This window comes from Microcoleus sp. PH2017_24_DOB_U_A (assembly GCF_020738205.1).
In the GTDB taxonomy this organism is placed as follows: Bacteria; Cyanobacteriota; Cyanobacteriia; order Cyanobacteriales; family Microcoleaceae; genus Microcoleus.
Window position 1 is genome coordinate 62,467 of sequence record NZ_JAEQCT010000017.1, and the last position, 18,762, is coordinate 81,228.

18 protein-coding genes are annotated in these 18,762 nt (G+C 45.1%); 7 read left to right on the forward strand and 11 right to left on the reverse strand.

Annotation, left to right across the window (positions count from 1 at the left end):
* Positions 1–651: 651 nt before the first annotated feature.
* The gene (locus tag JGK07_RS02040; RefSeq protein WP_293223844.1) at positions 652–4,281 is read right to left on the reverse strand and encodes a CHAT domain-containing protein; all 3,630 of its coding nucleotides are present in this window, start codon (positions 4,279–4,281) and stop codon (positions 652–654) included.
* Between the two features lie 243 nt (positions 4,282–4,524).
* Here JGK07_RS02040 and JGK07_RS02045 point away from each other — a divergent pair, with 243 nt between their 5' ends.
* Positions 4,525–4,767: a hypothetical protein gene (locus JGK07_RS02045; RefSeq protein ID WP_293241334.1), complete on the forward strand. Its 243-nt coding sequence runs from the start codon at positions 4,525–4,527 to the stop codon at positions 4,765–4,767.
* A gap of 280 nt (positions 4,768–5,047) precedes the next feature.
* On the opposite strand, the gene JGK07_RS02050 is transcribed toward JGK07_RS02045, so the two are convergent.
* A complete protein-coding gene (locus JGK07_RS02050; protein WP_293174276.1) occupies positions 5,048–6,319 on the reverse strand; it encodes an aspartate aminotransferase family protein in 1,272 nt (423 codons plus the stop codon).
* A gap of 128 nt (positions 6,320–6,447) precedes the next feature.
* Here JGK07_RS02050 and JGK07_RS02055 point away from each other — a divergent pair, with 128 nt between their 5' ends.
* Positions 6,448–7,722, forward strand: coding sequence for a ribulose bisphosphate carboxylase small subunit (locus JGK07_RS02055; RefSeq protein ID WP_293204701.1), 1,275 nt, complete (start codon positions 6,448–6,450; stop codon positions 7,720–7,722).
* 170 nt (positions 7,723–7,892) lie between these two features.
* On the opposite strand, the gene rbsK is transcribed toward JGK07_RS02055, so the two are convergent.
* Positions 7,893–8,828, reverse strand: coding sequence for a ribokinase (gene rbsK, locus JGK07_RS02060; RefSeq protein ID WP_293174272.1), 936 nt, complete (start codon positions 8,826–8,828; stop codon positions 7,893–7,895).
* 66 nt (positions 8,829–8,894) lie between these two features.
* On the opposite strand from rbsK, the gene JGK07_RS02065 reads away from it, so the two are divergent.
* From JGK07_RS02065 to JGK07_RS02080, 4 genes are all read left to right on the forward strand, one after another.
* Positions 8,895–9,080, forward strand: a complete 186-nt coding sequence (locus tag JGK07_RS02065; protein WP_293230635.1) for a hypothetical protein — start codon at positions 8,895–8,897, stop codon at positions 9,078–9,080.
* Positions 9,081–9,161: 81 nt separating this feature from the next.
* Positions 9,162–9,857: a response regulator transcription factor NblR gene (gene nblR, locus JGK07_RS02070; RefSeq protein ID WP_293174270.1), complete on the forward strand. Its 696-nt coding sequence runs from the start codon at positions 9,162–9,164 to the stop codon at positions 9,855–9,857.
* 229 nt (positions 9,858–10,086) lie between these two features.
* Positions 10,087–10,602 carry a DUF192 domain-containing protein gene (locus tag JGK07_RS02075; protein WP_293174386.1) on the forward strand — a complete coding sequence of 172 codons (516 nt, stop codon included), beginning with the start codon at positions 10,087–10,089 and terminating at the stop codon, positions 10,600–10,602.
* A 904-nt stretch (positions 10,603–11,506) separates the two neighbouring features.
* Positions 11,507–11,722 carry a DUF2949 domain-containing protein gene (locus JGK07_RS02080; protein WP_293144219.1) on the forward strand — a complete coding sequence of 72 codons (216 nt, stop codon included), beginning with the start codon at positions 11,507–11,509 and terminating at the stop codon, positions 11,720–11,722.
* A gap of 55 nt (positions 11,723–11,777) precedes the next feature.
* Here JGK07_RS02080 and JGK07_RS02085 read toward each other — a convergent pair whose 3' ends face one another.
* Both JGK07_RS02085 and JGK07_RS02090 read right to left on the reverse strand, forming a co-directional pair.
* Complete coding sequence (locus JGK07_RS02085) at positions 11,778–12,935, reverse strand: alanine--glyoxylate aminotransferase family protein (protein WP_293174268.1); 1,158 nt, start codon at positions 12,933–12,935, stop codon at positions 11,778–11,780.
* A gap of 73 nt (positions 12,936–13,008) precedes the next feature.
* Positions 13,009–13,254: a DUF5340 domain-containing protein gene (locus JGK07_RS02090; RefSeq protein WP_293144225.1), complete on the reverse strand. Its 246-nt coding sequence runs from the start codon at positions 13,252–13,254 to the stop codon at positions 13,009–13,011.
* On the opposite strand from JGK07_RS02090, the gene JGK07_RS02095 reads away from it, so the two are divergent.
* Complete coding sequence (locus tag JGK07_RS02095; protein ID WP_293174266.1) at positions 13,253–13,510, forward strand: hypothetical protein; 258 nt, start codon at positions 13,253–13,255, stop codon at positions 13,508–13,510. The genes JGK07_RS02090 and JGK07_RS02095 overlap by 2 nt on opposite strands.
* A 478-nt stretch (positions 13,511–13,988) precedes the next feature.
* Here JGK07_RS02095 and trpC read toward each other — a convergent pair whose 3' ends face one another.
* From trpC to JGK07_RS02125, 6 genes are all read right to left on the reverse strand, one after another.
* Positions 13,989–14,906, reverse strand: a complete 918-nt coding sequence (gene trpC / locus JGK07_RS02100; protein WP_293174264.1) for an indole-3-glycerol phosphate synthase TrpC — start codon at positions 14,904–14,906, stop codon at positions 13,989–13,991.
* A gap of 67 nt (positions 14,907–14,973) precedes the next feature.
* Entirely contained in the window at positions 14,974–15,378 is a 405-nt protein-coding gene (locus tag JGK07_RS02105) for a transcriptional regulator (protein ID WP_293174262.1), read from the reverse strand.
* Complete coding sequence (locus JGK07_RS02110; protein ID WP_293174260.1) at positions 15,362–15,661, reverse strand: type II toxin-antitoxin system HigB family toxin; 300 nt, start codon at positions 15,659–15,661, stop codon at positions 15,362–15,364. The genes JGK07_RS02105 and JGK07_RS02110 overlap by 17 nt, the downstream gene beginning before the upstream one ends.
* Positions 15,662–15,703: 42 nt before the next feature.
* Complete coding sequence (locus JGK07_RS02115; RefSeq protein WP_293174258.1) at positions 15,704–15,940, reverse strand: hypothetical protein; 237 nt, start codon at positions 15,938–15,940, stop codon at positions 15,704–15,706.
* A gap of 47 nt (positions 15,941–15,987) precedes the next feature.
* On the reverse strand, positions 15,988–16,962 hold the full coding sequence (locus JGK07_RS02120) for a hypothetical protein (protein WP_293174256.1): 975 nt from the start codon (positions 16,960–16,962) through the stop codon (positions 15,988–15,990).
* Positions 16,962–18,731: a DUF3696 domain-containing protein gene (locus tag JGK07_RS02125; protein ID WP_293174254.1), complete on the reverse strand. Its 1,770-nt coding sequence runs from the start codon at positions 18,729–18,731 to the stop codon at positions 16,962–16,964. The genes JGK07_RS02120 and JGK07_RS02125 overlap by 1 nt, the downstream gene beginning before the upstream one ends.
* Positions 18,732–18,762 lie beyond the last annotated feature (31 nt).

Below are 18,762 nucleotides of genomic sequence, written 5' to 3' on the forward strand. Positions count from 1 at the left end.
TTGTCGGTTTATTTGTTGATTTCTTAACCTAATTTCTCATACTAGAGCGTCGGTACAGTAGAATATTTTGACAAAAAGAACGAAATATGTATTATGTAGGGGTTCTCGCATGAGGGCGACAGTAGATCGCGATCGCCAACCATTTTTTTGTCCTCATGCAACGCCGGGCCAAGGTCTACATCAACATACATACTATGCCGAGGAGTGTCAATTTCTTTTACTGAACCGACGCCCTAGTATTCCTAAATAGCCTAAATTTAGGACTGTTATCGCTCCTTCATCACTCTCAGACAGTAAAAATATGACCATAATTTGATAATGCTTATCTAGTATGGCTTTGTGGAGCGATTTTCTAACACCTTCCTTTGTTGGGATCGTTTGGGAAGAGATCCTTTGCTGTCGTGTCTTCGAGAATTTACTCTCATGAAAGTGACGAAAGAGCGTTATGGCTCCTTGAGGATCATTCATGGTTTTTACCTCTTTTATCCTGACTCAATATTTTTTAACCAAAAAAGCCTGAAATGCTTGCTGGATAAATATTTCAGGCTTGAATATTTCAACTTGACAACCATCAATTCTGTTTAAATATCTGCGGAATCTGGGCTATAATTAATGACAACTGTCAACTGTCAACTATCAACTGTCAACTGACTAAACTCCAGCAGCAGTAAAAGCTGCCCAGTGATAAGGATTGGCAAAAGGACAGGGTTTGCGGTTGCGAATTTGCTGTAAAGATGCTTCAGCAATCAGGCGAGAACTTTGTGAAAGCCGATCGAACATTTGCGAAATTTGAGGCTGAAAATCCGCCAGCAACACCTCCAATTCCTCGCCTGTCAAATCCCGCAGCCACCTTTGAGCCTCCGCAAGCGATCGCGCCACATCTCCCACTTGCAATCGAGGAAAACGCCCGAGATTTTCATAAAACTTGCTCGTCAGCAGCAGCGTTGAAACATCATTCACTTTCCACAGGCTGCTGACAACACTAGATGTGCCAGCATACAACAAACCCGCGGACAAACCGACAAAATCTTCAGTACCGCTGACTGAGCCTGCTGCAATTTCGCAAGCCGATAAAGTAACTAAAAAGTATTGCCGACAATCGAAATTAAAAATTTCCTCCAAAGTCATAGTATCATTTCTCACAAATACGCCTGATTTGAGCGGGAAAGCGAAATCAAGCACGCTCAAACAAGCAAAGTGAGCGCATTTTTTCTGCTGCACTTGTCCTATTTTCGCGGATGAATTCCCATCATTTACAGATATCGATCGAGAAAAAGCCTCTTTAATTGCTGGCTTCTGCCGCAAAATTTCTGTACTGGAAAAACACTGGGAAATATTGCCGATTTCCAGGTTGCTGTAAAGCGCATCTCTGCTGAAAGTGGGAACTGCCAACAGGTGCTGCAAATTCGGTCTGTAGCGGCCGATAGCTGCGCTGCGCGCGATTTGTCTCAACCGCAATAGCTGGCAGCTAGGAGCATAGCGAATTCCTCCGGCAAATCGATCGATCAAATAAGCAGGAGGAGGTGAAATTTCCCCAAAGGACGAACTGTGAGAAAAATCCGAACTGTTGTGCGTATCCAACAGATCGAAACCGCTGCGATCGCCGCCATGAGACCTGAAAATTGCCCCGGTGTCCTCCAACCCGTCTCTCACCCCCAAAGGCAAAGCATGGAGCGGCAAAGCGTGCAAAAATCGGTGCGGCACCACAATTAGCCGATCGCAATTTTCCGGAATCAGCGCCACCACTCGATCGATTTCCAACAGCGCGGCCAAGCGTTTGAGGCGAGCCGGGAGATGATTGATCCAGCGACCTTTTTGCTCGGAATAAGCGCTGAGGTACTCTCCGGCCCAAGTTTCGGCAGCTAAAGCATTTCCCGCCGCACAGAGGTGAACGGCGGGATATTCTGCACTCTTCACCACCACAAAAGCCACTACCAAATCCTCCAAACTCGCCCACACCACAGCAGCACAATTGGCATCAGGCAACAATTGGCGAATTTGCTCGAAAGTAATGGGTTCAACTTTGCGAGCTAAGCTGAAGAAAGGGTCGTTTGCCTGCACCTCGCGCGCAATCAACCCATCAAACTGCCGCCACAATTGATTTAAGTGCATAAAATCGGAGTTCGGCATCAGAGAACCGCTGTTCAAACCAGGGCTGTCGCCCTCAGAAATCAAGCTAGTGCTGGGTTCGGGTTGTCGCTGTTGTTGCTGCCGCTGTTCCCTTGCTATTTCCAGTTGCAATGACTCCAACTCGCTGCGTACCGCTGCCGGAATGTCGCCTTTTGGGGTCAGGGGGGATTTAACCAGGAGTTCTACCAAATTCCGATTTTTGTGGCGTTCAGCGTATTCCAGGGCTTTAGCGTAATATTCCGGCTGGCCCGGGCCGAGTTCTAGGCAAACTTGTACGAGGGATTTATAGAGTCCTCTCCAGGTGCTGACTAATTTGGCTTTTGAGTTACTTCCCCGATCGCCCAAATCGGCCGCATCAACCCCAACTTCGCTCCGCAAGAACTCCACAGTATCGACAGCAGTAGTAAAAACGCCGTAGGCGCGCAGCAACTCGCCTCGCCTTCGGTAAGCTTCACCCAAATAAAATAAAATTTGTGCCCAACGGTGGGGATAGGTTTCGCGAGTGTAGATTTGGCCGGCACTGTGATAGCAGGCGATCGCGCTTTCGATGCGAGACGAGTTTTCCGTCTCCGTCAGTTCCGAAAAAGCTCGGCCCAGATAAATTTGCAGCATGGCCCAGCGGTGGGGAGATCCGTGTTTGGTGTAGACTTGGGCTGCATTTTGATAACAGGCGATCGCGCTTTTGAGATTGCGGTTTTTTTCGCCTTTCACGTGTTGGCTGAAAGCGCGTCCGAGGTAGGCACAGAGCATTGCCCAGCGTTCGGGAGTTTTTTGGCGGTTGCAAAAGAGCAAAGCATTTTGATAGCAGGCGATCGCCATTTCCAGATTTTCCGCTTTTTCCCCTTTCACCCGCAGACTGTAGATCCTGCCGAGGTAAGTTTGGATCGAACCCCAGGCTTCGGGAAATTTGATGCGAGTGTAGACTTGCAAAGAATTTTGAAAGCAGGTGAGTGCCATTTCCAGATTTTCGACTCCTTGGCCCTTAATTCGATCGATAAACACCCGGCCCAAATTCCTTTGAGTCGTCGCCCATTGCAGCGGAAAAGCTTCCTTAGTCCGCACTTGCAAAGCTCTCTGGTAGCAGTTGACAGCGTATTCGAGATTTTCTGCCCGATTCCCCCGCAGGAAATCATAGTAAGCATTTGCTAAATTATTTTGAGTCGTCGCCCAGCGCCGGGGAAACATCTTGCGGTTGTAGACTTGCAAGGCATTGTGGTAGCAAACGACTGCCTGTTCGAGATTTTGGGCTTTGTCGCCCCGCAGTCGGCGGCTGTAAGCGCGGCCGAGATTGTTTTGAGTGCTTGCCCAATCTCCTCCGAAACCCTCGCGGTTGCGAACTTGTAGGGCGTTTTGATAGCAGGCGATCGCAATTTCGAGATTTTCGGCCGCATCTCCCCTGAGGCGCTCGCTATAAGCGTTTCCCAGATTGTTTTGCAGCGTCGCCCACTGTTCCGGGTACTGTTCGCGAGTTCGCACTTGCAGGGCATTAGCAAAGCAAGCAATGGCTTGTTCGATATTTTGAGCCTTATCGCCTTTGGGGCGATCGGTATAAGCATTGCCCAGATTATTTTGCATGACTGCCCACTCTTGGGGAAAGTCTTTGCGGGTAAACACCTTAGCCACGGTTTCGTAACCGGCGATTTCGATTTCCAAGTTATTCGCCTTGCTACCGAGGGGAAACCGCCCAATTTTGTTGCTCAGATTGCCAATTAGGGCCGCAATGCGCCTCGCCTCTGATTCTGGGGCAGTAGGGAGTACCAAAGTTGCCCAGCGGCGCAGCAAATCTGCGAAATTCTGGTCGAGTTTGTCTAAATTGTTTCTCAGCAGCGCGTACACGTGCTGCGAATCAGGGTTGCGCGCCACTGCTTGCAATACTTCTGCTAAAAAAGCCAGATATGCTGCCCCGGTTCCGGGCAATTTAGCATTGCTCTTAGCAGATTCTAAGGGTGCGATCGTCCTTTGAAAGAATTTTGCAGCTTTGAGCAAGCTGTCTCGTGTCAGTGCCGGCTCTTCCAAGTACAGCATTTGCACAAACCCAAAGTCGATCGACTTTGAGTCAGTCCTCAAAATCAAATCTATTCCTGAGTCCACAGGATTTTCCAGCAGCGCTCGGAGCATATTAACATCAGTTTCGCGACGCTGTTCGTCCATCGTGCATTCCGCCGAACTATTAACGATAGGATTGCTGCTTCTGTGCAGCCAATGAAATTAGGAACTGTTTCAATTTGGCTCTCGAACCGGAGGTAGGAGTCTCCGACGGATTATAGACCTTAAAGGATGAAATCAGTTAAACCAGGATTCACAAGTGGCAACAGACAGGCTGATAGCGAGATTAGCACCTACAATCACTAATAGTATTATTGTGCCCGTTGTCTTTAGCCAAATTCCGGTCTAATGCGTCGTCAGTGTTTCGGGGCGGGTTTCACAGACAATATTCTAGTCGAGGATAAAACTCAATTTTATCTTGAGATATTTTTTGTGTCGATCGGGATTCAAAAGCGGTTAAAAATTCCCAACCGGGAGTCTATTAACTTTAAGACTTATCTAGAAGTATTAAAAAAACCCGGTTTTTGCAGCATACACATCGTCACAGCGCAGTGTATTTGCCTAAAAAACTGGTTTCCGGGCAAGTCCTAAACTGGATAAAACCCGCCCCGACAGACTTGCAGCGGGGCGGGTTTACTTTTACCCTGATAGGGACTGATATCATGTCCGGTCGATTACCATAACAAAAACGGTTTGTAGTGCGCCCGAAAGTCCGCTCTGATGCTGCGGACTTCAGTCCGCACTACGAACGCATCTGATTGCGATGATCGAACACGACAGGAGGCTAAGAAACCGGGTTTCTCAGGAATAGCGCCTCTGCATATTGCGCCAGTTGCAGCGCTACAGCTCACAAAAATCAACCCAGTAGATTTTAGTGTACCGCTTGAGAGCGCAACGCTTCCTCAACGGCAAGCAAAGCCCGATCGACTTCAGCAGCAGAAACAATTAGAGGTGGAACAAACCTCAACACCTTCGGCCCGGCGGGAACCAACAGCACACCAGCGGCGATCGCAGATTTAACAATATCAGCCGATGTCAGTGCAATATCAGCCTGCAATTCCAGCCCGACAATCAAGCCCCAGCCCCGCACCTCAGCAATCAAATTCGGATATGCAGCCGCCAGTTGGTTGAGGCCAGCTTTCAACTGTGCTCCGCGCTGTTGGACGTTTTCCAGCAGGTTTTCCCGTTCTAAAGTTTGGCACACGCACAAAGCGACAGCACAAGCAAAAGGATTGCCGCCAAAAGTGCTCGCGTGACTTCCCGGTTCAAACACATCGCAGTGAGACTTGCACAGCATAGCGCCGATCGGAATACCGCCGCCCAATCCCTTCGCAGAGGTAAAGATATCCGGTTCAATACCGAGATTTTCGTAACCCCAATATTTACCGCTGCGTCCCATCCCGACTTGCACTTCGTCGAGAATTAGCAAAATGCCTTTTTCGTCGCAAATTTCCCGAATCCGTTGGAAATAGGCGATATCTCCGGGACGAACTCCCCCTTCACCTTGCAGCGCTTCCAGCATAATTGCAGCTACTTGGCGTTCGTCTTTGTCGAGTTGCTCGATCGCCAGTTCGATCGCACTAATATCATTGTAAGGAACATAGTGAAATCCAGGAACCAACGGACTAAAACCCTTCTGATATTTAGGTTGTCCCGTCGCCGTAATCGTCGCCAAAGTCCGCCCGTGGAAACTAGCAACAGCAGTAATTATGGTCGGATTCGAGATATTTAATTGTTCGTGGGCGTACTTGCGCGCCAGCTTAATCGCCGCTTCATTAGCTTCCGCACCCGAGTTGCAAAAGAAAGCTCTGTCCGCGCAAGAATGATCTACAAGCCACTTTGCCAGCTCGCCCTGTACGGGGATGTAGTAAAGATTAGAAACGTGGTGCAGCGTCTGAATTTGCTGAGTTACCGCTGCCACCATCGCCGGATGGGCGTGTCCCAGAGTGCAGGTAGCAATACCCGCCACAAAATCGAGATATTCGCGGCCCTCGGTATCCCAAACGCGGCAGCCGAGGCCCCGTTCCAGGGCGATCGCAAAACGCCCGTAAGTAGTCATTACATAACTGTCGAAGCCCTCAGAACTGAACAAACTGGCTTCGGCTTGCACGCTTGGTTCTTTTAGTAAGGTTTCTGGACTCACGAATCGCTCCTTAACACATAATATGTAGAACTAGATTGTACGGTAAAAATCCAGCTTCGCGTTGCAGGCTGTTAATTTTGTCATAAAATTGTAACAGTAACAGCAATAAATCCCTCACAAATCTACTGATGAGTTATTACATTTCTCCTAACTTTCTCGATAAAGTTGCGGTGCACGTCACTAAGAACTTTTTAAATTTGCCTGGGGTAAGAGTTCCCCTAATTTTGGGAATTCACGGCCGCAAAGGAGAAGGTAAAACATTTCAAGCCGAACTGGTTTTTCGGCGAATGGGCTTTGAACCGGTGATGATATCTGGTGGAGAATTAGAAAGTCCCGATGCCGGAGATCCGGCGCGTTTAATTCGTTTGCGCTACCGCGAAGCTGCGGAGCAAATTCGAGTGCGGGGCGAGATGTGTGCAATTTTTATTAACGATTTGGATGCCGGTGCTGGCAGGTTCGATACTACGACTCAATATACTGTAAATACTCAGATGGTCAATGCCACTCTGATGAATATTGCGGACAATCCCACTAACGTGCAGTTACCGGGAAGTTATGACAGCACGCCACTGCACCGAGTGCCGATTATTGTCACCGGAAATGACTTTGCTACGCTTTACGCGCCGCTGATTCGCGACGGGCGGATGGAAAAGTTTTATTGGGAACCCAGCCGGGATGATAAAATTGGGATTGTCAGCGGAATTTTTGAGTCTGACAATTTGTCACAAACCGAGATAGTGGGTTTGGTAGATAATTTTGCAGATCAGGCGATCGACTTTTTTAGCGCTTTGCGATCGCGCATTTACGACGAACAAATCCGCGAATTCATCCACAAGATAGGAATCGAGCAAGTTTCCAAGCGTTTAGTCAACACTCTGGAAGCACCGCCAGATTTCCCGAACCCTAATTTCAGCCTCGCTCATTTATTAGAAATGGGTAGTTCAATGGTTGGTCAACAAAAGCGGGTACAGGAAATGCGCTTGGTAGATGAATACAACCAATCACGGCTGTTTAACGTTCCTGGAACTGTCAATGTCCCGGCTGTGGCGCCAACACAAAATCAACAAAACGACCCCTCATCGAAATATTATAAGGCTTATGTCGAGCCAACTTCAACTATTAGTAACAGTAAATCTGCGCGGCTGAGCGGCGAGGTATTGGAACAAGTGCAACAGTTATTAGCAAGGGGCTGCAAAATAGGGATGGAATATGCAGACAATCGCCGATTTAAAACAGGTTCCTGGCAAAGTTGTGCGACAATTAAAACGGCACAGGAAAAAGATGTGGTTGCATCGTTAGAAACTTGCTTGGCGGAACACGGCGGGGAATACGTGCGGCTGATTGGTATCGATCCAAAAGTCAAGCGCCGGGTAGTTGAAACAATTATTCAGCGGCCACAGTAGGCTGTGCTTCGGGGCACCTTACAAATTCAAGAAGACTTGGCGGTTGAAACCGCGTCTATACAAGCAAAACCCGCCTCCGCGGGTTGAAGAGTGGGCAGTTAAAATTATGTTATCCTCTTCAGTCCGCGAAGGCGGACATCGTTTGTGTAGATGCGGTTTCAACCGCCGTCTTATCTAAATTCTGCTGCTAAATTATGCTGCAAAAATTTATCAAAAGTTGTGCGATCGGGCATAGCAACCTGAGCACCCACCTTAGTTGCACACAGAGCACCCGCTGCACAGCCCCACACCACCGCCTCCGACAGCGATCGCCCGCCATCTAACGCCGCAGCCAACCCACCGTTAAAAGCGTCGCCAGCAGCCACTGTGTCGATCGCCCTCACAGCAAAAGCAGGCACAAAAAAGCTCTCGTCCGCAGTCACAGCAACCGCCCCGCGATCGCCCAATTTGACAATAACATTCTCGACACCGCGCTGCTGCAACTGTTTGGCTGCCCGAATCGCCGTTTCTGTGTCATTCACCGGAAAACCGAATAACTGTCCAGCTTCCACTTCATTCGGCGTGATGATGTCGATTAGCGGGTAAAGGTCGATCGGCAAATCCCCCGCAGCCGGTGCCGGATCGAGAATCACTCGCACCCCAGCTTGACGAGCAGCTTTCGCAGCTTTTAGGACAATTTCCAGGGGAATTTCTAACTGTAACAGCAAAGATGTAGCTTCAGACAACACTTTTTTAAGACGTTCTATATCTGCATCACCAACATTATTATTTGCACCCGGAATCACAATAATATTATTTTGACCGCTATCGTCTACGGCAATAATTGCCACACCTGAATGAGTGCTTTTATCTATTAATACATTTTCTGTATTCAAACCATAGGATTGTAAACTTGTCAATAATTCTTCAGCAAATTTATCGTTGCCCACACGCCCGATCAGGTGAGTCGAAGTTCCAAGACGCGACGCTGCTACGGCTTGATTTGCTCCTTTACCGCCGCCGGCAGTGAAAAAATTGCTACCGATGATAGTTTCCCCAGGTTGCGGCAATCTGGGAGTTTTTGCTGCGAGGTCAATGTTGATACTGCCAAATACAATGAGGCTCATGGATTGTTGAATTGGGTAATTGGTAATTAGGTTTGTAGTGAGGACTTCAGTCCTCTGAGTTTAATATTGAATTTGGGCATTGGGAATTGGGAATTGGGAATTGGGAATTGGGAATTGGTAATTGGGAATTGGGAATTGGGAATTGGGAATTGGGAATTGGTAATTGGGAATTGTCATTGGGAATTGTCATTGGCTTATCTTGCTTATTTCATGATTTTTCCATCTAACTGTCAACTGACAACTGTCAACTGACAACTGTCAACTGTCAACTGTCAACTGTCAACTGTCCCCTGAGACGTGCTAGAACTGGTATGGTCTAAATCGGTCAATGCAATGGCTGCACTCACTCTCGATCGCAATCCCTGTGTCCTGCTAGTAGAAACAGACGAAGTTCTCGCCGGACACTTAAGTCTAGACTTAAAATCCTCCGGCTACGAACCAGTAATAGCTTCTAGTATCGCCACAGGCCAACATTTAGCCCATAAATTGCAGCCAGCTTTGATTGTAATCGATCGCATACTTGGCCCTGAATCGGGGCTGTCGCTGTGTTCTCACCTCCGAAGTGGTGGCAATCGGGCGCCAGTGCTATTATTGATCGGTCGCGATACAGTGGACGATCGCGTGGCTTGTCTGGAAGCTGGCGCAGATGATTATTTTCTCAAACCTTACCGCACTGAGGAGTTTATGCAGTTGGTGCGCTTGTATTTGCAGCCGGATAACACCAGCAGCGAACAACTGAGGTTTGGTGATTTAGTTTTGGATTTGGCGTCTAGGCGAGCTCTACGCAACGGACGGGCGATCGACCTGACGATGAAGGAATTTGAACTGCTAAAGTATTTGATGGAACATCCCCGCGACGTTTTGACTCGCGAACAAATTCTAGAGAATGTTTGGGGTTACGACTTTTTGGGTGAGTCGAATGTGATTGAGGTTTACATCCGCTATCTGCGTCTCAAAATTGAAGATGAGGGCGAAAAGCGCTTGATTCAGACTGTGCGCGGTGTTGGTTACGTGATGCGCGAAGCTTGAAGTCAGTTGACAGTTGACAGTTGTCAGTTGACAGTTGTCAGTTGACAGTTGTCAGTTGACAGTTGTCAGTTGACAGTTGACAGTTGTCAGTTGACAGTTGTCAGTTGACAGTTGTCAGTTGACAGTTGTTAAAAAGTCCCATTCCAATTACCAATTCCCAATTCCCAATTACCAATTACCCATTACCAATTACCCATTACCAATTCCCCATTCCCAATCTAAAATCTTTATGAGTTATTTAACTAATTTCCTAAATATTGGGGTAATTATATTTTTGCTTGGATGTTCGCCGGCTTTACCTGTCGCAAATTCTGGTGTTACTGGTACTTTGGCGTCGCAGTCTCCGACGGCGACAACATCCGGTCAAGTTTTGCCTGTTTCTGCTAGAGCTCGGATAGCCGATCGCCAGATCGAACTTGAAGTCGCCAAAACATCCGAACAACAGGCTATGGGTTTAATGTACAGAACTTCTTTGGCCGATGACAGAGGAATGCTGTTTGAGTTTAAACCCGCGCGCTGGGTCAATTTTTGGATGAAAAATTGCAAGATTTCTCTGGATATGATTTTTCTGCGGGATGGAGTCGTGACAGCCATCGCAGCAGAGGCACCTCCTTGTACAGCCGATCCTTGTCCCACCTACGGGCCCGATACTGCTGTCGATCGAGTAATCGAGATCCGGGGTGGCCGGGCTGCTGAACTTGGTGTCAAAGTGGGCGATCGGATTGAAATCGAGTTTTTCCAGTAACACTTCGGACATTTTCAGGGCTTACACATGGGGCTAGAAACCCGGTTTCTAGGTGTATTTCTGGTTCCCAGTCGCAAAATTTAGTAGAAACCCGGTTTCTGAAGTCACTCCCCCTCTCTCCCCTCTCCCCCTCTCTCCCCTCTCCCTTTCCCGCTGAGTTCGGCTTCGAGAAAACCTCAAAAAATTAATAAACTTTACAAAACTTGATAATATCTGTTAAAGTATTAATGTAAGATACAGCACAAAGACCAAAAGATTTGCTACGATGTCAATCTGAGTTCGTCTGGGCTTGAGCTTGTTTGCAGAAGCTGTAGATTGTTAGTTCCAGGTATGAGAAGAGTCAGCGACTCGTTACCAATCCTGAGAGACGATGCTCAGCCGATCGGGCTCCTGGCACGAAAAGAAATTCTCTGGAACTTCTGGCGCCAAACCTGAATCTACTAAACCTGTCGGAAGTAAGATGCTACAAGCCAAATTAAGTGGCAAAGTTAACTTAAGGTAGCAAGGTCGGCTGCGATCGACATATCTGACAAATATTGCCGAAGTAGATTTGCGGATTCTGCACTTTCGCAGATGAAGTTAAACTCTGAACAACAGTGCAATTAGTTTAGGTAGCAGAATTTCTTCAGATTCGCGTTGCACAATACCGAGGTATTCAGTTTAAGTTCGATCGCGCTCAACAGGCGATCGGGCAGACAGCAGCAAAAGTGCAAAACCTTTCACTTCTGGGGAAAGGTTGGCTTTAGAGTCACACTCAGCAGTAAATTTGGGATTTTCCACAACCGCTAATACTGTTTTAACAGCTATCGACGGCCAAGAGACAGATTTAAAACTGGCTTATTACTAATCAAAAACATCAGGTTCGCATCAGAAAATGGTGTCCTATACATGGAGACAAAATCACATGGCACCCGCTACATACACTAGATTAATTCGATTTTTACAAGAAGATTTGGCAATCTCTCCCGCGTCCATCGCTGTCGCCGAACGTGTTGGCGGTGACGAAAAACGGCAGCGAGATCGAGACCCTAATTCCTTGCCGATGGTTCTGTGGCAGTACGGTTTAGTCACTCTGGAACAATTGGATAAAATCTTTGATTGGTTATCCCAAGCCTATTAAAAGGATTTTAGATTTGAGATAAAACCCAAAATCCAAAATCCTTTAATAACTAAGATTAAGATCCAGCTAACTCTTTCGCAGCAGCGGCGATACCGGCACCAGGAAGGCAGCCTTCATGACCCAATTCTTGCAACACGACTTCCAAAGCGGAAATTGCTGCTAGAATATCGCGATCGCACACAAAGCCCAAATGACCGATGCGGAAGATTTTACCTTTCAAATGGTCTTGTCCGTCGGCGAGAGCAATATCAAACTTCTTTCTCATCAAAGTTCGCACTTTTTGAGCATCTACAGACGCAGGCGGCATAACTGCGGTAATGGCAGGACTGGCGGCATCATCAGCAGCAAATAATGGCAAACCCAAAGCTTTTACAGCGGCGCGAGTAGTTGTCATCAAGCGCTTGTGTCTGGCGAAAACGTTTTCCAATCCTTCGCCTTTCATTATTTGCAGCGATGCTTGCAGCGCAAAAAACATATTGACTGGCGGAGTAAAAGGAGTCGTATTTTTGGCAGCGTCTTTGCTATATTTACCCAAATCTAAATAATAGCGGGGCAGTGTGGCAGTTTTGTAAGCTTTCCAAGCCTTAGGACTAACGGCTACAAAACCCAAACCCGGGGGAATCATGTAAGCTTTCTGAGAACCAGAAGCAATCACATCTAGCCCCCAAGCTTCCATTGGCACGCTGACAGCACCTAAACTGGTGACAGCATCAACCATAATTAAAGCTTCGCCGTGGGCTTTGACGTGGCGGTTGATGGTTTCGAGATCATTCAGGACACCGGTAGAGGTTTCTGAGTGAGTGACGATGACAGCTTTGATTTGCTTCTCAGTATCTGCTTCGAGTTTTTCGCGGAAGTCTTCGGGGTTCAAAGGTTGACCCCACTCAGCTTTGACGATTTCGGCATTTAAACCGTAAGCTTGTGCGACTTCAGCCCAGCGTTCGCCAAATTTACCATTGCATCCGACTAAAACTCGATCGCCCGCACTCAAGAAATTAATTATCCCAGCTTCCATCGCGCCGGTACCGGAAACCGTCAAACTCAGTACGTCGCCGCTGGTTTGGTGCAGCCATTTGAGATTTTCGGTACATTCGGCAAAAATCGCGTCAAATTCCTTGCTGCGGTGGCCCATCGGGTGTTTTGCCATTGCTAGCAAAGCCGCTTCCGGCACCGGTGTAGGGCCGGGAATCATCAGCATTAACTTGTTGTCCATTATGTCGTCCTAACTTTTTCGATGGGAGTTCTACAGAATAAATCAAATACGATCGGTTGGTACTCTAAGTTTTTTAACTTTTAATGCCAGTATGGTTAGTTTCATTTAAAGACCAACGGTATTCTACTGCCAAGTTCGATCGCTCGCAGCTTTGTTCTAATTGCTTTTGAATGGCAAGGGCTTTACGCAGGGTAATAATAAGTTGGTGAACTTGTTGCTGTTGGGGCGATTGTGGACTGACAGCAAACATTGTTTTGCGTTCTAACAATTGAAGTAACAATTCATAATGAATGTACGAAGGAAGGGGAATTGGCTCCATGAAAGCTAACATACCTCAGCGAACCGATACCCCATTGCAAGTGCATGGGGCATCACAGGTGAACATTAGATGCCCGACTTCTTATTTGTTTTCTAACCTTACAAAAACCCCTGCTTTGCCGATCGAATATTCGGGGCTGGGTGCGTTGGTAACGCTAAATTTTGCGATCGACTGGCGACAGCGAATAGATTTAATTGCTTTCTGGCAAAATATTTCTCTGCAATATAGCTTTGAGTGCTATTTTTTTTGCAGTTAGGCGCTTGAGTCGATGCAGGCTAGAATTTCTGATTATTTACCTACTCAATCATTTTTTATCAGAATTCGGGGGTGTTTTTGAACTAACCCCACCGATGAATCGGGGGGATTCGTGCGATTCCAATAAAGGTTTCACACAGGCGTGTTCAATGCGCCGCTACCCACTCAGTCTAGATTACTCTAAACTTTGCGTATACTTTTATGCTTCTATCGCTTGGAAAGTCCATCACTCTGCCAGGTTGGTACGCTCGACATCCTGCCATTATTTGCCCTTTAACTGTTCCGAATCGAAGTCGGATATGTCCGTTGCCTGGATTTCTCAGTACTAGGATGTTTCGTCGCGTAGATGGTTGCTCCTACTCGCTTGAATCTATTGTACCACGGCGGCTAAAGCCGTGCAACCCCTTCTAGGCGGTTGAAACCGCTACCGACTTATCCCCATGTCTCGCATCGAGGGGCCCGGCGGGCTCGTTCTTTGGTCAAGCAGTCTCGCCTTTGGTGATGGGCGGATGTGTCTTGGCAAGGGAGGCTAAAGCAGCACCCGGATCTGGCTGCTTGACTAGGGATTCGCCGATGAGGACGGCTTGGACTCCGGCGCTGGCAACTTGGGTGAGGTCGTCGGCTGTATGGATTCCTGACTCGCTGACGGTGAGGATGTTTTTTCCTTGAATTTCGGTTTGGCGCGAGGCTAATAGTTGGCTGGTGGTTTCTAGACTGACGGAAAAGTCTTCTAGGTTGCGGTTGTTGATGCCGATTAGGTTGACTCCTTCTAGGGTTAATACTCGATCGAGTTCTTCGAGAGTGTGAACTTCTATTAAGGCCGTCATCCCCAAAGTCTTGACAATTTTCACAAAGTATTGTAAGTCTTTGTCAGATAAGATGGCAGCGATTAACAATACAGCATCGGCGCCGCTAATCCGGGCGAGATAGATTTGGTAAGGATAGATAATAAATTCTTTGCAAAGTAAGGGCAAATCGACGGCGGCACGGATTTTAGCGAGGTTGTCGAAACTGCCTTGAAAGAACTTTTCATCGGTGAGTACGGAGATGCAACTGGCGCCGTTTTCTTGGTATGCTTGGGCGATCGCCACGGGGTCGAAATCTTCGCGAATTACGCCTTTGCTGGGGGAAGCTTTTTTGACTTCGGCGATGATTGCTGGTGCGGTTTTACCGTTTTTAAGCGCGCCGAGGAAGTCGCGGATCGGCGGCGCAAAGGGGAGTCTTTTGTGAAGTTCGGCTAAGGGCGTGCGATCGCGCTTTTGGGCTACTTCAACCTCTTTTTGCCAGACAATTTCTTCGAGGATGTGCCGGGGTTCGGCGTCGGGTACGGCGATTTTGTAGCTGAGGTAGAGTACGGAGACTGAGGTGCTGGGGGGACGGCGGCGGATTTGAAGCATAGTAGAGGGGATAAAGGGCGATCGCGACAAGTTTCAATCTATTATATGATAGAAGTCTCTATTACGATTAATTGAACAGAAACAAACTCGGATTGACATGAAAAAACTTTCCCAAAGCCTCAGCTTGTTTTTTGGTAATTTCTAGTTGACCGTTAACGATTTCTGTTGCCATCTCAATTGTGTCCATAATTCCCACTAAATCCGCTGGCTCTAGATTTTTAGCATCCATCAAATGAAGAAGTCTTGAGTGGGGAGTTGAAGCATTTATTTGATAATGTGTTTCTTCAAAATCCTCAATTAATTTGACTAAGAGTTCTAGGAGAGTGTCTTCTTCGGGAGTTAGATTGTTCCGAGAAAGCAAGCTTTCAACTATTTCTAAAAATATCTTGTTTTCATCTTCATTTTTGATAATGCGCGGTTGATATTGAGATAGCAAGCTGCTGTATCTGTCGGAGTCAAAAGTAAGGGTCATTTTTCCAGTTGTTTTTGTCATATTCTGCATGAGTCAAAATGTACTTGATATAAACAATCTGCTTTTGATAGTTAAGACTTACGATTAAGCGATATTTATTTCCTTTGATGTTGAAAATTGTAAAATTTCCAACTGCTTCAGCTTGAGGATAAATAGTTTGAACTTCAATAAGCTTAGTCCAGTTGGCTTGACTAGCAATCTTGTACCAATCATCGAGGGCTTCGCAAGAATCAGCATGATTTTGGCAGTAGTCTCTTAATTTTTTGCGACTGATAACGTGCATTTAGCGATCGATTGACAAATTAGATTGCATTTGATAAAGATATTATAAGGTCGATCGGGCCTCTTTTTCTATGTTTGGGCGGGAATAGTTAGTTTTGACATACTCTTTTAGTACGGGCCCAAGGGTGAAAAATGTGCGATCGCCCTCCTGGATTTTTTCAACTAATGAACGCCGTCCCAAGGATTGCATAACTTTCAAAAAGTGCGATCGGGATAATAGCAGATTCTCTGGCACTTTTGAGAGGGAAACAGGCGCGGTTTCACTTGCTAGCCACGACATTACCTGTTTTTATGATTATCATTCGTTAACGATTTGCTGATTTAAATCTATTCACCTGCATGGCGATCGGGTTCAAATTCATAAAAATGAATTTTTTGGCTAACTTTACAGTAAAATATCCGGGAACATCTTTTATCACTACTACTTTGTCCCATTTTGAAAACATCAGCGCTATATTTAGTGTATTTTTTACGGCCAATTGTTATTTTTTCACCTTGATACTTGTGCTTGCGAATATCTATATCTAGATCGTAGACAATTTGAGTCATCGATTTGATAAATCTTTCTTGATAGGAACGATTTTCATTGAAAAACTTAGCTCGTTGTATACTCAGCCAAAATTTTTCATTTAATTCATAATCTTGCCGTGTCAAATTAGACAACCATCCATCTTGTAAAACTGATTGACTGTAGCAAATTTCAATAGCTTGCCGAATCTGATTTTCTCGGTGTCTTTCGTCAACTATAATTTTTGATAAAAAATCAGTTACATCAAATAGCTGTTTTACATCCTCAGCTACCAAAAAATTTTGAGCAACTGAAATATTATCAGATTCTACCATTACTGTCTGACAAGCAGTAGGACTTACCAAGTACAGCAAGTCAGTATAATTACAAGACAAGCATTTATCAAGCAATAAATTCCATTCATTTAAGACATCTTCAGGAAGTAATTCATTACCAAATTTACACGCGGGGTTATTTTCGGCTAATGCGGCGCACTCTCCAGGACAAAATTCAAATCTTCTAAACAATTCAGGGATAATTTTATCCTTAAAAAATCTTGTGTAATGTTCTTCAACTTCTGGCTGATTTTTGAAAGGATTATTATTGTATATTTCTGCCAGCAGTCCCTCACTAAATTTAAACTTAATTAACTGATATAAACTGTCTGTATCTCTTTCAATATTTTCAATATCGGTTAGTAATGAGTTAAGGGACTGAAAAATTTCAAAATAGCGTCGCGATTGCCATGCTTTTTCACTGACAGCTAAATAGACAGGATCTAAATATTTTCTCATTATCTAAACTTTGCCATCCTTTTCTTCAAAGTTGCTTCCATTAAATCCCGCGCGTCATTTTCATCAAAGAAGCCAACTGGCCAATTTTGGATCTCGCCAAACTCATTAATTTGAATTGGTTTTACAACCGAAGTTTTCTGCTTCTCATCAAAACTCACGAAAAGGGTATTTAAAAGCTCTTTAATTTCCCCTGATTCTTCTTGGGCAATTCGCAGACACAATCGGTTGATTAAATGTTCGCTATGGGTTTCGATAACTAATTTTTTTCCAGACTTAGCCATGCAAATAAAAAAATCAGCAAGCTTTGACTGTAGTGAAGGATGTAAATGAATTTCAGGCTGTTCTAAAACAATAGTTTCTTCTGGTTTTGTCCGCAAGCATTCTACTAAAATTGGCAAAATTTGACTGACACCAAATCCGACATCTGGTAAATGTACTTCTATTCCCGATGAGTTTAATTTAACTTGACCTGGAATGCCACCTAAACCAACTACAGAAGTGATATTAGGTAATTTCATACATTCGGATAACCACCAGTTGACTGCTTCTAGCATTTTGTCTGACTCTCGCAGTTCGTATTCTTTGATCTGTTTTCCTTGATAAATACATCTGTAATATTTAGGAATTTTATGTTCTTGTTCGATAGCAAGAACTAAGGGAGTATATTCACCATTAATCCCAATATCAATCTTTCTCAAATCCTCAAAAAAGTAGAATCGCTTGGGCGCTTCACGTAGAGGCCCTATATATCTAACACTAGACCATAAATTTCTCAAATAAGTGGCGGTGACTTGATAAGAACCATAATAATACATCAGTTCAAATTCTTTCTCTTGCCTAAATAAAGAAAATTCATCTCCGAGCAAAGTTGCAGGGATCTTCTGAATATCTGCTTTTTTTTCGGGTGCAGGTTTCTTCTGAAGATACGTACTCAAGTTACGGAGCGTGGTATCAATAAATTTCGATAAGTGTTTCGGTATTTTTGTTCTGCTATTTGTGAAATCGTTGTTAACCTTATTTAGATTTGTATAGCTTTGTTTGGTGAAGTCATTGATTGTTAAAAGCGTTGGTAGTATACCCTCAAATTTAACTTGTACATTGTCAAACACTACTTCCTCTATCACGGTCTCTTTGAAAAACTTGGTTTCTGTGAATTTTCTGGTATCTAAACGATTGCGCTGGTATGTAGAAAATATGTCAAATAATCCATAATCTATCCATCTAAATAATAAATCTTTCAGTTCAACATACTTTAATTTGATTAAATATTTTCCCTCGCCTGATTGAATAATTTCCCATGAAAAGTTTCTTTCTATATCTCGAAAAACAAAGCTATTAACTAACAATTTGTTTTTGTTTTCTGATGAATTCATTGTTTCATTTTCCAGATTGGAGAGTTTTATTTCCACTTCTACATCAATCTGAACAGATTGTCTTGTATTCCAATATCTTGTTTTGTCTCTTAAATCAAAATCCCCTGATAATTTCCAGAAAAACCCGATTTCTTTTTCGGTTGCATGATTGTTGATTACATCTGCCCAATCACCCAGACGCACGTACAGACCATTAAAAACCACAGGTTCTTGAATGTAAGAATCAATAGAGAGTTGGCTGCTATCAATATTTGATTGTTTCATCAAAAGCAAACTCTGGATAATTGAACTTTTGCCAGAACTGTTGATGCCACACAGCACTGTCAGGGGTTTCATTTCAATTACATCAAGCTCTTTAAATCCTTTGAAGTTTGATAAAGCAAATTTTGTTGTCATAAAATTATGACTCTCCAAATGGTTAGAATTA